Source organism: Roseicella frigidaeris (genome assembly GCF_003258945.1).
GTDB classification, from domain to species: Bacteria; Pseudomonadota; Alphaproteobacteria; order Acetobacterales; family Acetobacteraceae; genus Paracraurococcus; species Paracraurococcus frigidaeris.
The window spans coordinates 18,471-32,493 of the sequence record NZ_QLIX01000015.1; the positions used below are offsets into that span (position 1 = coordinate 18,471).

12 protein-coding genes are annotated in these 14,023 nt (G+C 73.3%); 1 reads left to right on the forward strand and 11 read right to left on the reverse strand.

The genetic code is table 11. The features are described from left to right. Positions 1-14: 14 nt before the first annotated feature. Positions 15-263, reverse strand: a complete 249-nt coding sequence (locus tag DOO78_RS17595) for a hypothetical protein (RefSeq protein ID WP_111471179.1) — start codon at positions 261-263, stop codon at positions 15-17. On the opposite strand from DOO78_RS17595, the gene DOO78_RS27110 reads away from it, so the two are divergent. Further along, positions 262-1,041, forward strand: a complete 780-nt coding sequence (locus tag DOO78_RS27110; protein WP_128080079.1) for a hypothetical protein — start codon at positions 262-264, stop codon at positions 1,039-1,041. The two genes, DOO78_RS17595 and DOO78_RS27110, sit on opposite strands and share 2 nt — an antisense overlap. Positions 1,042-1,143: 102 nt before the next feature. On the opposite strand, the gene trmB is transcribed toward DOO78_RS27110, so the two are convergent. The 10 genes from trmB to DOO78_RS17650 form a co-directional block, all read right to left on the reverse strand. Next, entirely contained in the window at positions 1,144-1,863 is a 720-nt protein-coding gene (gene trmB, locus DOO78_RS17600) for a tRNA (guanine(46)-N(7))-methyltransferase TrmB (RefSeq protein ID WP_111471180.1), read from the reverse strand. A gap of 181 nt (positions 1,864-2,044) precedes the next feature. Further along, entirely contained in the window at positions 2,045-3,235 is a 1,191-nt protein-coding gene (gene metK, locus DOO78_RS17605; RefSeq protein WP_111471181.1) for a methionine adenosyltransferase, read from the reverse strand. Between the two features lie 213 nt (positions 3,236-3,448). Then, a complete protein-coding gene (gene dapB / locus DOO78_RS17610) occupies positions 3,449-4,225 on the reverse strand; it encodes a 4-hydroxy-tetrahydrodipicolinate reductase (RefSeq protein ID WP_111471182.1) in 777 nt (258 codons plus the stop codon). A 114-nt stretch (positions 4,226-4,339) separates the two neighbouring features. Continuing rightward, entirely contained in the window at positions 4,340-4,759 is a 420-nt protein-coding gene (locus tag DOO78_RS17615; protein WP_111471183.1) for a PRC-barrel domain-containing protein, read from the reverse strand. Positions 4,760-5,045: 286 nt separating this feature from the next. Beyond that, positions 5,046-6,200, reverse strand: a complete 1,155-nt coding sequence (dnaJ, locus tag DOO78_RS17620; RefSeq protein ID WP_111471184.1) for a molecular chaperone DnaJ — start codon at positions 6,198-6,200, stop codon at positions 5,046-5,048. Positions 6,201-6,499: 299 nt separating this feature from the next. After that, positions 6,500-8,425 (reverse strand): molecular chaperone DnaK, encoded by a 1,926-nt coding sequence (gene dnaK, locus DOO78_RS17630; RefSeq protein WP_111471185.1) that lies wholly within the window; start codon positions 8,423-8,425, stop codon positions 6,500-6,502. Positions 8,426-8,639: 214 nt separating this feature from the next. Beyond that, a complete protein-coding gene (locus tag DOO78_RS17635) occupies positions 8,640-9,209 on the reverse strand; it encodes a nucleotide exchange factor GrpE (RefSeq protein WP_111471186.1) in 570 nt (189 codons plus the stop codon). A gap of 283 nt (positions 9,210-9,492) precedes the next feature. Further along, positions 9,493-10,182, reverse strand: coding sequence for a helix-turn-helix transcriptional regulator (locus DOO78_RS17640; RefSeq protein ID WP_165838956.1), 690 nt, complete (start codon positions 10,180-10,182; stop codon positions 9,493-9,495). An 11-nt stretch (positions 10,183-10,193) separates the two neighbouring features. Next, positions 10,194-11,081, reverse strand: coding sequence for a S1C family serine protease (locus DOO78_RS17645; protein WP_165838957.1), 888 nt, complete (start codon positions 11,079-11,081; stop codon positions 10,194-10,196). Between the two features lie 148 nt (positions 11,082-11,229). Next, on the reverse strand, positions 11,230-13,752 hold the full coding sequence (locus tag DOO78_RS17650; protein ID WP_128080080.1) for a PAS domain-containing protein: 2,523 nt from the start codon (positions 13,750-13,752) through the stop codon (positions 11,230-11,232). Positions 13,753-14,023 lie beyond the last annotated feature (271 nt).

Consider the following 14,023-nt stretch of genomic DNA (forward strand, 5'->3'; position numbering starts at 1 on the left):
AGGAAGATTGCGGCCTAATGGTGGGACCGGATCAGCGCGGGCGCAATCACGTCGATCAGCCGCATGGCCGCATCATACGATGCGGCCTTCGCCAGCACTTCGATCCCGCGATCCACCGCTTCCGGGTCGAACTCGTAAATGAAGTATCCGGTGTCATCTCCCAATGTCTGAGCTTTGTTTGCCTCAAAGGCATCGAGCGAGATTGGGGAAACACGTAGTTCTCTCCCATCACCGATGGGCGCAGCGAATAGGAGGTGGTGCATGGCGAGTTCCGATTACCGGTGGCGGATCAATAGTCGGCCACGCTTCACGGTGTTGGAAATGGGCGAATACATGGCGGCAGACGACGGCCCTCGTGAGACGATGCTCCGAGACATGAGGTTCGAACGCTTGTCTCGCACTCTCATCTATAGGTTTCTCCGCCCGGCCGTTACACGGTTCCTCACCAGCCCGACGCGCGACCGCGGAATCCTACATCGGTGCCGGGCCACCTTGGAGCACGAAATCGCGGCTGCCTCCAATCCGCAGCAGCGGGAAAATCTCACGTACGAACTACGGGCACTGCAAGCTTTCGAGGGGAGCCTGAATGCCCTGGAAATGGCCGGCTTGAACTTCGAACCTGCTCAAGCGGCCCCGCCGCTGCGGATTGAAGGCGTCACGGTCAGCGTGCAGCCGACCGCCCACATTCGGGTGCGGCGTCCACGCGGGACCGACCTTGCCGGAGCAATCGTGGTGGATGTGGCCAAAGGAATTGCCCTCAAGTCCGACGAGGCAGTCGCGCGCCGATCTGACGGCATGCGACACGCCGCGGTGCTGGTCCACGAGTACGTGGCCGGTGCGCTTGGCCCCGACGGCGCCAAGCCATCGCCGGACCACTCAATCATCTTTCACAGCCATCGTCAGGAACGGGTGTGCGCGCCAAGCGGATATCGGAGAATGTTACGCAACGTTGAGGCCGCCTGTCGGAACATCGCCCGAAGTTGGGAAGGCATCCAGCCACCAGCGAATTTTGACCTGAATCTGGCCAGGACGCGTCGCTAATTTCAAACTGAGGCACCACCCGCAGGCCCGGTGGATGCCGGCCGGAACCGTCGCCGCCTTGTACCGCCCCTGGGGCCCCTCCCCTGGCCCGGCGGGGCGCCCCTACCCGTCCCTGCGGCGGAGCGACCAGTAGAGCGGCTGCCGCCCCTCGCGCAGCGCCTTCGCCTCGTAGCGGGTCGGCGGCCAGCCCTCCGGCCGCGTCCTGGCCGGGGGCGGCGCCTCGAAGAGGTCCTGCGCCGCCAGCACCTCGGCGGTCCAGGCCTGGTAGGTCGGGTCGTCGGAGGCGATGCGCCACTCGCCGCCCGGGCGGATCGCCCGCGCCACCAGCGGCAGCAGGCCCGGATTGACGAAGCGCCGCTTGGCGTGCCGGGCCTTCGGCCAGGGATCGGGGAAGAGCAGGAAGAGCCGGTCGAGCGAGGCCGCCGGCAGCAGGCCGAGCAGGTGCCGCGCATCCTGCGGCCAGAGGCGCAGGTTGGGCGGCAGCGGGCCGCTTGCCTCCTCGCCCTCGACGACGAGGCGCGAGAGCAGGGAGCAGAGCCCGTTCTCGAAGACCTCGGCGGCGATGTAGCCGATGCCGGGATTGGCCCCGACATGCGCCAGCGCATGCTCGCCGCCGCCGAAGCCGACCTCGAGCCACAGCGCCTCGACCGGGATGGCGAAGGCGGCGCGCGGCTCCCCCGCCGCCGCGGGGGCGAGGCGGAGCCGCGGCAGGGTCTCGTCCAGCAGCCGCTGCTGGCGGGGCCGCAGCGGGTGGCTGCGGCGGCGGCCATAGAGGCGGTCGGGGATGCCCTCGGCGAGGGGCGGCCGGTCGGCCGTGGTCATCTGTTGCCCGCCGGCGCGCAGCCGCCACGCCAACCCTGCGCGCCGGCGGAATGGTGGTTGCCCGCCGCCGCGCAGCCGCCACGCCAACCCTGCGCGCCGGCGGGATGATGGTCGCCCGCCGCCGCGCGGCCGCCACGCGAGCCCCGTGCGCCGGCGGAAGGGTGCATCGCCCGCGGCACCCTCAGCGGTTGAAGGCGCGCTTCAGCTCCGGCGCGAGCAGGTCGGTCCGCTCCCAGGTGAAGCTGTCCTGCGCCAGGTCGGGCTTGCGGCCGAAATGGCCATAGGCGCTGGTCGGCACGTAGATCGGCCGGTTCAGGCGCAGCATCTCGCGGATGCCGCGCGGCGAGAGGTTCACCGCATCCTGCACCACCGCCGCCAGCTTCGCCTCGTCGATGTCGCGGCCGGTGCCGTGCAGGTCGAAATAGACCGAGAGCGGCTTGGAGACGCCGATGGCATAGGAGACCTGGATGGTGCAGCGATCGGCGAGGCCGGCCGCGACCACGTTCTTCGCCACGTAGCGCGCGGCATAGGCGGCGGAGCGGTCGACCTTGGTCGGGTCCTTGCCGCTGAAGGCGCCGCCGCCATGCGGCGCGGCGCCGCCATAGGTGTCGACGATGATCTTGCGGCCGGTGAGGCCGGCATCGCCGTCGGGGCCGCCGATGACGAAATTGCCGGTCGGGTTCACGTAGAACTCGGCCTCCGGCACCTCCCAGCCCGCGGGCAGGACCTGGCGCACGATGGGGCGGAGCAGCTCCTTGATCTCGGCCTGCTCCAGCCCCTCCTCGTGCTGCGTCGAGATGACGACGCAGGTGACGCCGACCGGCTTGCCGTCCACGTAACGCAGCGTGACCTGGCTCTTGGCGTCCGGCAGCAGGCCGCGGGCGCGCTTGTCGCCGGCATGGCGCAGCTCGGCCATGATGCGCAGGATATTGTGGGCGTAGGTGAGCGGCGCGGGCATCAGCTCGGGCGTCTCGTTCGTCGCGTAGCCGAACATGATGCCCTGGTCGCCGGCGCCCTCGTCCTTGTTGCCGGCGGCATCGACGCCGACGGCGATGTCGGCCGACTGGGCGTGCAGGTGGCACTCGAAGGCGGCGTTGCGCCAGGAGAAGCCGGCCTGGTCGTAGCCGATCTCCTTCACCGCCTCGCGCACCAGCCCTTCCAGATGCGCGGCGTTGACGCTCTCCGGCCCGCGGGTCTCGCCGGCGAGGACGATGCGGTTGGTGGTCACCAGCGTCTCGCAGGCCACGCGCGCATAGGGATCGGCGGCGAGGAAGGCGTCCAGCACCGTGTCGGAGATGCGGTCGGCGACCTTGTCGGGGTGGCCTTCGGACACGGATTCGGAAGTGAAGAGATACTCGCCCTTATCGCGCATGGCGTGATTCGTCCTCTTGTCGCGCGGGGAAACCGATGGGGTCCCGGCCTGGCCACACCGGCGGGTTCGGGCGCGGCGAGCGACCAAGGCACGCACCCAACCGGTCGCCCGCTGTTTCGCAGCAAGCGGGGCGCAGGGTCAAGGCCGCTGACATAAAGGTATGCTTATGTCGCGGAAGTGTCGGTCCCAGGACGATGCTGCAGCGCGGCGGCGTCATGCCATGCCGAGGACGTGCTTCATGTCGTAGAGGCCGGGCGGCCGGCCCTGCAGCCAGAGCGCGGCGCGCACCGCGCCGGTCGCGTAGACCCGCCGGTCGAAGCTGCGATGGGTGAGCGCGATGTGCTCCGAGGCGCCGGCGAAGAGCAGCATGTGCTCCCCCACCACCTGCCCGCCGCGCAGCGCCGCGAAGCCGATGCGGCCGGTGCCGCGGGCGCCGGTATGGCCGTCCCGCCCGCTCTCCGTTCCGGCCGCCTCCAGCGTCGTGCCCCGGCCGCGCGCGACGGCCCGGCCGAGCGCGACCGCGGTGCCGGAGGGCGCATCCACCTTCTGGCGGTGGTGCATCTCGAGGATCTCGGCATCGTACTGCGCCGCCGGCAGCGCCGCTGCCATGCGCTCGGCCAGGGCCAGGACGAGGTTGACCCCCGGGGCGAAATTGGCGGCGTAGACGATCGGCACGCGCCCCGCCGCCGTGGCCACCGCCGCCTCCGCCGCGGCATCCAGGCCGGAGGTGCCGAGCACCAGCGGCTTGCCCGCCGCCGCGGCGGCGGCGGCATGGCCGGCGGCGGCCGAGGCATGGGTGAAGTCGATCACCACCTCGCTCGCGGCGAAGAGCGCGGCGATGTCGGGCAGCAGCGGCGCCGGCAGGTCGCCCGCCTCGCCCGGACGGGCCCGGGTGCCGCCGGCGAGGCTGGCGCCGGCGGCCAGCGCCTCCTCGGCCAGCAGCCGCCCCATGCGGCCGGCCAGGCCGGCGATGCCGATGCGAACGGGCATGAACTCCTCCCCAGCGGGTCCGGCCCGTCATGGCCGGGCGCGCCGGCGGCGGCAAGCCCCGCCCCCGCGGCGAACGGCCGGGGCTGCCCCGCTGGCGAGGCGGCCGGGCCGCCCTCAGGGCAGGCCGGCACCCCAGATCGAGCGGGCGCCCCAATAGTCATCGACCTGCCGGCCCCAGTCGCCGCCGCCCCAGTCGGGCGCGCTGCCGGCGTCATAGGCCGGCGCCCCGTGCAGGCGGTCGCGGTCGAGATCGACCACATAGCCGCCACGGGCCGGGTCGTAGTCCAGCACCGACCAGGGCAGCGGATGGTAGCGCTCGCCGATCCCGAGGAAGCCGCCGAAGCTCATCACCGCATAGGCGACCCGGCCGGAGCGCTTGTCCAGCATCAGGTCCTCGACGGTGCCGAGCGCCTCGCCGGCGCGGCTGTAGACCGGGGTGCCGTGCACCTTGCCGGCGGCGATGAGGCTGGGGGTCTCCTCGCGCTCCATGCCGGGGGTCACGGCCGGCTCGGCGCTGGGCTCACGATCGGGCATGCGGGCCTCCTCGATGCGGCGGGACGGTGGAGGCGGGGATGCGGGAGGGGGGGGCGGGCGGCGATGCGGGTGGGACCGCGTCCGCACCGCCGCCTGCCAGAGCCGCCGCTGGGGGGAAGTGCGACGGTCGGACCATAGAACGCCGCTCCGCGCGGCCGGTTCCCGTCGGTCGACCGACTCGGCGCGCCCGCGGGCCGCCGCACCGGCCCGGCAGGCCATGCCGCATCAAGGGTCAGGCACGAATCCTACCCCCACGGCGTCGCGCAGCGACGTCGTGGGGCAGCGATCAGCGCCCCAGCCCGTCCCAGAACTCCTTCACCCGGGCGAAGAAACCCTCCGCCTCCGGGCTGGTCCGGCCGGCCTGCGACGCCTCGGCCTCGAACTGCTCCAGCAGCTCGCGCTGCCGCGGCGAGAGGTTCTGCGGCGTCTCCACCGAGACCTGCACGAACATGTCGCCGCGCGCGGCGCTGCGCAGCACCGAGAAGCCCTTGCCGCGCAGCCGGAACTGGTCGCCGGCCTGGGTGCCGGCGGGGATGGTGACGCGGGCGCGCCCGCCATCGATGCTCGGCACCTCGACGCTGCCGCCGAGCGCCGCCTGGGTCATGCGCAGCGGCACCCGGACGAAGATGTTGGCGCCGTCGCGCTGGAAGATCGGATGCGCCCGGATGGAGACGTCCACATAGAGGTCGCCCGCCGGCGCGCCGCGCAGCCCGGCCTCGCCCTCGCCGGCCAGGCGGATGCGGGTGCCGTCCTCGACGCCGGCCGGGATGGAGACGCTGAGGGTGCGGTCGCGCTGCACCCGCCCGGCGCCCTGGCAGACCTTGCAGGGGTTCTTGATCACCCGGCCCTGGCCGCCGCAGGTGGGGCAGGTCCGCTCGATCAGGAAGAAGCCCTGCTGCGCCCGCACCTTGCCGGCGCCCTGGCAGGTCGGGCAGGTCTGGGCGGCGCCGCTGCCGCCCTCGGCGCCGGTGCCGGAACAGGCCTCGCAGCTCACCGAGGAGGGGACGCGCACCGTCTTCTTGACGCCGTTGAAGGCCTCCTCCAGCCCGACCTCGACCATGGTGCGGAGGTCGGCGCCGCGGCCCGAGGCCTGGCGGCGTCCGCCGCGGCCGCCGCCACCGCCGCCGAAGCGGCCGAACATCTCCTCGAAGATGTCCTCGAAGCCGGCGCCGAAGGGGTTGCCGCCGAAGCCGCCGCCCGCGCCGCCGCCGCCCTGCTCGAAGGCGGCATGGCCGAAGCGGTCATAGGCCGCGCGCTTCTCGCCATCCTTCAGGCAGTCATAGGCCTCGTTGGCTTCCTTGAACCGGGCCTCGGCGTCCTTGTCACCCTGGTTGCGATCCGGGTGATACTTCATCGCAAGCTTGCGATACGCCTTCTTCAGGTCGTCCTCGGTCGCCTCGCGCGAGACGCCCAGTATCTCGTAGTAATCCCGCTTCGCCATAACCGCGCCCTGTCTCAGGGACCCGCCTGCCGAACCCCGGGCTCCGCCCCCCGGGTTCCGCCGACCGTCCTGCCCCGCCCCGGGATACCCTGCCTCGCGCAGTATCCCCCTCAAGCGATGACCCATCCATGGATGCCCGGAACGGCGCGGCGCCCGGCCCGCCACCCGACCCAGGCCGGGGGACGGTCACCGGGCGCCCGCCCTTCGCGTCCGGGCGCGGCGGGTGCCACCGCACCGCGCCGCGCCGTATCCCTCCGGCCGGCGGGCCGGCCCGAAGGCCATCCCGCCGGCCGCCGGACTCAGCCCGGCTTCTTCTTGTTGGGGTCGACTTCCTCGAAGTCGGCATCCACGACCTTGTCGCCGCCCGGGGGCGGGCCGCCGGCCGCGCCACCGGCACCCGGCGGCGCCTGCTCGGCCGCCTGCTGCTGCTTGTAGAGCGCCTCGCCCATCTTCATCGCCGCCTGGGAGAGCTTCTCCCCGGCGCCGCGCAGCGTCTCGGGCTCGCCGCTCTCGAGGGCGGTGCGGGCCTCGGCCAGCGCCGCCTCGACCTCGGCCTTCTCCGCCGAGCCGACCTTCTCGCCGTTCTCCTGCAGCGTCCGGTCGGTGCTGTGGATCAGCGCCTCGAGCTGGTTGCGCGCCTCGACCGCGTCGCGGCGCTTCTTGTCGGCCTCGGCATTGGCCTCGGCCTCCTTCACCATGCGCTCGATATCGGCGTCCGACAGGCCGGAGCGGGCCTGGATCTTGATCTGCTGCTCCTTGCCCGTCGCCTTGTCCTTGGCCTGGACCGAGACGATGCCGTTGGCGTCGATGTCGAAGGTCACCTCGATCTGCGGCACGCCGCGCGGCGCCGGCGGGATGCCCTGCAGGTCGAAATTGCCCAGCAGCTTGTTGTCGGCCGCCATCTCGCGCTCACCCTGGAAGACCTTGATGGTGACCGCGGTCTGGTTGTCGTCCGCCGTGCTGAAGACCTGCGACTTCTTGGTCGGGATCGTCGTGTTGCGGTCGATCAGGCGGGTGAAGACGCCGCCCAGCGTCTCGATGCCCAGCGAGAGCGGGGTCACGTCGAGCAGCAGGACGTCCTTCACCTCGCCCTTCAGCACGCCGCCCTGGATGGCGGCGCCGATGGCGACGACCTCGTCCGGGTTGACGTTGCGGGCCGGCTCCTTGCCGAAGAAGGCCTTCACCGCCTCGATGACCTTGGGCATGCGGGTCATGCCGCCGACCAGGATCACCTCGTCGATCTCGCCGGCCGAGACGCCGGCATCCTTCAGCGCCTGCTTGGAGGGCTCGAGCGTGCGCTGGATCAGGTCGTCGACCAGGGCTTCCAGCTTGGCGCGGGTGAGCTGCATCACCAGGTGCTTCGGCCCGGAGGCGTCGGCGGTGATGAAGGGCAGGTTGATCTCGGTCTGCTTCGAGCTGGACAGCTCGATCTTCGCCTTCTCGGCGGCCTCCTTCAGCCGCTGCAGGGCGAGCTTGTCGCCGCGCAGGTCGATGCCCTGCTCGCGCTTGAACTCATCGGCCAGGTAATCGATGATCCGCTGGTCGAAATCCTCGCCGCCAAGGAAGGTGTCGCCGTTGGTCGACTTCACCTCGAAGACGCCGTCGCCGATCTCGAGGATGGAGATGTCGAAGGTGCCGCCGCCGAGGTCGTAGACCGCGATGGTGCCGCCCTTCTTCTGGTCCATGCCGTAGGCGAGCGCGGCCGCGGTCGGCTCGTTGATGATGCGCAACACCTCGAGGCCCGCGATCGCGCCGGCCTCCTTCGTCGCCTGGCGCTGGGCGTCGTTGAAATAGGCGGGGACGGTGATGACGGCCTGCGTCACCTTCTCGCCGAGGTAGTTCTCGGCCGTCTCCTTCATCTTGGTGAGGATGTAGGCGCTGATCTGCTGCGGCGCGTATTTCTGGCCCTCGACCTCCACCCAGGCATCGCCGTTGTCGGCGCGCACGATGTGGTAGGGGACGAGGCCCATGTCCTTCTTCACCATCGCGTCGTCGAAGCGGCGGCCGATCAGGCGCTTGACGGCGTAGAGGGTGTTGGTCGGGTTGGTCACGGCCTGGCGCTTGGCGCTCTGGCCGACGAGGCGCTCGCCGTTCTTGGCGAAGGCCACCATGGAGGGCGTGGTGCGGGCGCCCTCGGCATTCTCGATGACCCGCGTTTCCTTGCCTTCCATGATGGCAACGCAGGAATTGGTCGTGCCGAGATCGATGCCGATTACCTTGCTCATCCGTTAGTTCTCCTTTGCGGCGGGCGAGGGCGGCCCCGGGAAGGCACCGCGCCTGGCCCCCTTGATGCTCCGGGGGGCGAGATCCCCCACGGTTTCGACGGTGTCGGATGGGGTCCTGGCCGCCGGCTGGCGGCCTCGCCCGTGGATGTATTCGCGGGGTATCAGTGGAACAAGTCCCGCGGCCGGACGGGCCGACAAATATTCGGGCGGCGCCTCAGCGCGCCGCGCCGCCGCCGGCGGCGACCACCACCATCGCCGGCTTCAGCAGCCGGCCGTTCAGCGTCCAGGCCGGGGTCCAGGCCTGCAGCACCGTCCCCGGGGCCGTGCCGGGCGGCGCCGGCTGCTCGGCCATCGCCTGGTGCAGCTCGGGGTCGAAGGGCTCGCCCTGCGCCTCGCGGCGGGCGACGCCGTTGCGCTCGAGGATGCCGATGAAGCTGCGCTCCACCCCCTCGAAGCCCTCGCGCAGCTTGGTCAGCAGCTCGGGCTCGTCCTCCCGCGGCGGCGGCAGGGCCTCGAGGCCGCGGCGCAGGTTCTGCGCCGCCTCCACCACGTCGCCGGCGAATTTCTGGATGGCGTATTGCCGCGCATCCTGCACCTCGCGCTGGGTGCGGCTGCGCAGGTTCTGCATCTCCGCCTCGGCCCGCAGCCAGCGGTCGCGGAAATCCGTCACCTCGGCCTCGAGCGCAGCGATGCGCGCCTCGGCTGTCACCGACTCCCCTGGCGCGGCAGTCTCCTCCGCGGGCGGGGTCACCGGCGGGATCTCGGCTGGGTTGCTCATATCCATGACTTGTCTAAGGAATGGGGGCCCCACGGGGGGACCGGTCGGCACCTCAGGTAATCGCTGCGGGGCCCCAGAGCAACCATATGCCGCAATGGGGCCGCAACCGGGCGCCGGACCAGGGTCCAGGCCATCGCTCGGCCGCGTGAGTCACGCCTTCGGTGCGTCCACCTCGGGCGATCACGCTCTGGACCATGATCCGCTCACCCCGGTTCGCGGACCAGGGTCCAGGCCATTGTTCGGTCGCGTGATTCACGCCTTCGATGAGTCCGCCTCGGGCGATCACGCTCTACAACAGCACCAGCCCCGCCCGCGCCCCGCGCGCCACCGCATCCGCCCGGCTGCCGGCGCCGAGCTTCTGCAGCACCGAGGCGACATGCGCCTTGGCGGTGTGGAAGGACAGGTTCAGCCGCCGCGCGATCACCTTGTTCGAGGCGCCGGCCGCGAGCAGGTCGAGCACCTCCCGCTCCCGCCGCGTCAGGCCGCTGCCGGCCGGGGCCGGTCCGCGCCCGGCCAGCGCCGGCAGCAGCGCCGGCGGCAGCACGACGAGGCCGCGGGCCAGCGCCAGCAGCGCCGCCTCGAGCTGCGCCGGCGGCGCCTCCGGGGCGAGGACGCCGCGCGCCCCGGCGCGGAGCGCCTGCAGCGCCGCCGCGCCCTCGGCCAGCACCAGCACCGGAACCGCCCCTGGAACCTCTCCCGCGGCCACCCCCGTCGCCGCCCCCGGGACCTCCGCCCGGACCTCCTCCGGGATCTCGCCGGGGATATCCTCCGGCCCGCCCCCGGGATCCGGCGGCATCGCCTCGGCGACCAGCACATCGGCCGCCGTCGGGTCGCTCACCAGGCGCAGCCCGGCGAGGCCGGCGAGCCGGGACGCCCGCTCCGGGTCCAGGGACCGCAGCGCCACCGCGACCGGGGCCCGGTGCGGCGGGCGCTGCGGCGCCGGCCGCGGCGCCTCGGGCAGCAGGGTGTCTTCCGCCAACCGTGCCATGGTCAGGCCGCCGCCCGCTCGCCGATCCGCACCTGCAGCCGGTGCGGCTGCCCGGCCCGCACCAGGTCGAGCGTCACCTGGCGGCCGACGCTGTCCGGGTCGAGCCGCACCAGCATCTCCCGCACCGAGCCGAGCGGATCGCCGTCCCAGGCGGCGAGCACGTCGCCGATGAGGATGCCGGCCTCCCCCGCCGGGCTGCGCGGGTCGACGCCGACGACGATGAGGCCGCGCCGCTCGTCGAGCTGGACCGGCTGCATGGCGAGGCCGAGATAGCCGCGCGCCACCCGGCCGCGGGTGCGGAGCTGCTCGACGGCGCGGGCGATGGTCTCGGCCGGGATGGCGAGGGCCCGCCGCCGCGGCCCCGGCACCGCCATGCCGACCAGCCGCCCGGCATGGTCGAGCACCGCCCCGCCCTCGGCGACGGGGTCGAGCTTCAGGCCGAGCTCGATCCGCCGGTCGAGCCGGCCGCCGCGCATCGAGCGCCAGGGGCCGGCGACGACCGAGGCCAGCCCGTAGGCGGCGGTCGGGCCGTGCTCGCCGCGGCCGAGGGCGAGCAGCAGGTGCCCGGCGGCGAGCGCGGCCGGCGGCGCCGGGACCAGCGGCGCGACGGCGCCGGTCTCGGCCCGCAGCAGCGCGACATCGGTGCCGGGGTCGCGGCCGGCGAGGCTGGCCGGGATCACCCGGCCGTTCGCCAGGGTGACGGCGAGCTCGTCGTCGCGCTCCAGCGCCTCCTCGGCGGTCACCACCAGCCCGTCGGACCAGAGCAGGCCGGAGCGGGCGCGGCCGTCGCGGCCATGCACCGCGACCACCCGCGCCGCCCCCTCGGCAACGAGCTGGGCGAGGCGATCGGACAGGGCGGCGAGCGGGTCGGCGGCGAAGGCATCGGTCATGGCAGGCTCCTCTGTCCCGCAGAAGGTGGGGATGGCGGCAGGGCCAGACCATTGCCCGGATGGGCATGGGATGAAGGGCCGGATGGGCATGGGGTGAAGGGCCCGGATGGGCCTGGGGTATGGGCCTGGGATACGGGGCCGGGGCGGCTCAGGCGGGGATGGGCACGGGGCCGGCCGGCTGCGGCGCCGGCGGCTCGGCCTGCAGCCGCCAGGGCGGCAGGGTGATGCGGCAGCACATCCCCTCGGGCTGCCAGTCGAAGGTGATCTGGCCGCCGAGCTGCTGCCCGACCAGGGTGGCGACGAGCCGCGAGCCGAAGCCGCGCCGCCCGCCCGGCGCCGCCACCGCCGGGCCGCCCCGCTCCTGCCAGTCGAGCCGGAGCCCGCCCTCGGCATCGTGCTCCCAGCGCAGCGCCACCTGGCCGCCGGCGCGGCTCAGCGCGCCGTATTTCGCGGCATTGGTCGCCAGCTCGTGCAGCAGCATCGCCACCGGCTGCACCGCATCCGGCGAGAGGCCGAGGCGCGGCCCGGCCAGGCTGACCTGCCCGGCATGCGCGGCCAGCTCGCCCTCGGCCAGGCCGCGCAGCTCGGCGCCCCGCCAGCCGCCGGTGGCGAGGACGGAATGCGCCCGCGCCATGGCGGCGATGCGGCCCTCGACCGAAGCGGCGAACTGCGCCGCATCCGCGCGCGGCGTCAGCCGCAGCAGCGAGAGGGCGACGGCCAGCACGTTCTTGGCGCGGTGGTCGACCTCGCGGGCGAGCAGCGACCGCATTTCCTCCTCCCGCCGCCGCTCGGTGACGTCGCGCGACACCTTGGCGAAGCCGCGCAGCCGCCCGGCCTCGTCGCACAGCGCGGTGATGGTCACCGCGGCCCGGAAGCGGGAGCCGTCCCGCCGCAGCCGCCAGCCCTCGCCGCGATAGACGCCGTGGCGCCGGGCATCCGCCAGGATCGACGCCGGCAGCCCGGCGGCGCGGTCCTCGGCGGTGAAGAACAGCGCGTAGGGCTGGCCGATCGCCTCCTGCATCGGCCAGCCCTTCACCCGCTCGGCGCCGGTGTTCCAGCTCGCCACCCGCCCCTCGGCATCGAGCATCAGCAGGGCATGGTCGGTGACGCCCTCGACGAGCAGCCGGAACCGCTCCTCGCTCGCGGCGAGGTCGGCGGCGGCGCGGCGCTGCTCGGTCACGTCGTAGGCGACGATGCTGACGCCCCAGATCTCCCCCGCCTCGTCGCGCACCGGGGCATAGGAGACGAGGCGCTCGCGCGGCTCGGCCAGCGGCCGCGGCGCACCGCGCACCAGACGGTCGAGCACCGGCTCGCCGGTCTCGAGGACTGTGCGGTAATAGGGCTCGACCTGCGGCCAGAGCGCCGGCGCCACCTCGGCGACGTGGCGGCCCAGATGCAGCGCCACCGGCAGCTCGTGCATCTCGGCGAGGGCGTTGTTGAGGCTGCGGTAGCGGCACTCGCGGTCGAGCAGGGCGAGGCCGACCGGGACGGCGGCATAGATGGCGTTCAGCCCGGCCAGCGCCCGCCGCTCGGCGGCGGCGCGCTGGTGCAGCGCCCCCTCCGCCGCCGCGAAGCCGCGGCGCAGCGCCTCGAGCTCGGCGACCGGCAGCGGCGGCAGCCGCGCCGGGTCGGGATGCGCCCGGTCGGCGGAGAGGGCGAGGGCGTGGTCGTGCAGCCGGGCGAGCGGGCGCAGGATGCGCCGCGCCTGGAGGAGGGCAAGGCTGCCGCCGAGGGCGAGCGCCAGCAGGCCGCCGGCGGCCAGCGCCAGCAGCGGCCCGCGCCGCGCCGCCTCGATCGCCGCGGCGGGCTCGCCGACGAAGACCGTCCAGCCGGGCGCGGCGGCCAGGCCGTGGAAGGCGTAGACGGTGTCGATGCCCATCAGGGAGATGCCGCGGAAGCGGCCCTCCCGGTGGTTGACGAACTGCGCCTGGTTGGCCGGCGGCAGCGTCCGGCCGACCATCTGCCCGTGCCGCGCGTCGGAGCGGGCGATGATGCGGCCGCCGGCATCGCTGATGGCGGCATAGGCCGCCTCGCCCAGATATTGCGACGCCAGGAGGCGCTGCATCCGCGCGAGCGGCGAGGCGGCGCAGAGCACCATCACCGCCTCGCCGGCGGCGTTGCGGACCGGGACCCCGACCGAGAAGACCTGCCGCCCGGTGGCCGGGTTGGTGATGAGGTCGCTGACCAGCGGCCGGCCGGCGGCGAGCACCTCGGCGACGAAGGCCGGGCGCGACACCCGCGACGGCGTCTCCTCCGGCGCCAGGGCGGTGTTGATCAGCGCCTGGCCGTCGGGCCGGACGAGGCTGACCGGGATGCCGATCTGGCGGGCGAGGCGCCGGGCATAGGCATCGAGCTCGGCCAGGCCCCCCGCTGGCAAGGCCCCCGCTGGCAAGGTCCCGGGCGGCGGCCCGGCCCGCAGCGCCGGCGCCGCGGCGAAGGCCTCGAGCGCCGCGATCTGCGTGCCGAGCTCGCGGTCGATGGCCAGCGAGAAGGCCCAGGCGGCATCGTGCAGCCGCATCACCTCGGCCGCCTCCTCGCCCTCGACGGCGATCCAGGCGGCCATGGTCCCGACCGCCAGCGCCGGCACCAGCGCCGCCAGCACCAGCGCCAGCAGATGCGCCCTTAGCCCGGCGCGGGTGAGCCGCCAGCGCCGCCGGAGCATGCCGCGCATCGCGCGCGGCAGGGCAACCCCGGCCAGCCGCCGCAACGCCCGGCGCCAGCGGCCGCCGGGGAGGGAGGCGAGGGAGGGGCGGCCATGCGGCAGGGCGGCGGGAAGGACGTCCCCCAGAGATGTGGCATCCTGCCGGTGGGTCATTGCGCGAGACGTCTCGTGCTGCGGTGACGCCTTCCGTTCCGGAGGGCGATGCTGCCGCATGGTATACATTCGAAAATGCGTGATCAAACAAGTTGTGAGATTAAATCTGGGAACCTGTGCACAGGTT

What these genes read in the sequence shown, in the direction of transcription:
- metK (WP_111471181.1), bottom strand. Translation starts at nt 3,235, where the DNA reads ATGCGCGATAAGGGCGAGTATCTCTTCACTTCCGAATCCGTGTCCGAA.
- DOO78_RS17645 (WP_165838957.1), bottom strand. Translation starts at nt 11,081, where the DNA reads ATGACCGATGCCTTCGCCGCCGACCCGCTCGCCGCCCTGTCCGATCGC.
- trmB (WP_111471180.1), bottom strand. Translation starts at nt 1,863, where the DNA reads ATGACCACGGCCGACCGGCCGCCCCTCGCCGAGGGCATCCCCGACCGC.
- DOO78_RS27110 (WP_128080079.1), top strand. Translation starts at nt 262, where the DNA reads ATGGCGAGTTCCGATTACCGGTGGCGGATCAATAGTCGGCCACGCTTC.
- dnaK (WP_111471185.1), bottom strand. Translation starts at nt 8,425, where the DNA reads ATGAGCAAGGTAATCGGCATCGATCTCGGCACGACCAATTCCTGCGTT.
- DOO78_RS17635 (WP_111471186.1), bottom strand. Translation starts at nt 9,209, where the DNA reads ATGGATATGAGCAACCCAGCCGAGATCCCGCCGGTGACCCCGCCCGCG.
- DOO78_RS17650 (WP_128080080.1), bottom strand. Translation starts at nt 13,752, where the DNA reads ATGCGCGGCATGCTCCGGCGGCGCTGGCGGCTCACCCGCGCCGGGCTA.
- DOO78_RS17615 (WP_111471183.1), bottom strand. Translation starts at nt 4,759, where the DNA reads ATGCCCGATCGTGAGCCCAGCGCCGAGCCGGCCGTGACCCCCGGCATG.
- DOO78_RS17595 (WP_111471179.1), bottom strand. Translation starts at nt 263, where the DNA reads ATGCACCACCTCCTATTCGCTGCGCCCATCGGTGATGGGAGAGAACTA.
- dnaJ (WP_111471184.1), bottom strand. Translation starts at nt 6,200, where the DNA reads ATGGCGAAGCGGGATTACTACGAGATACTGGGCGTCTCGCGCGAGGCG.
- dapB (WP_111471182.1), bottom strand. Translation starts at nt 4,225, where the DNA reads ATGCCCGTTCGCATCGGCATCGCCGGCCTGGCCGGCCGCATGGGGCGG.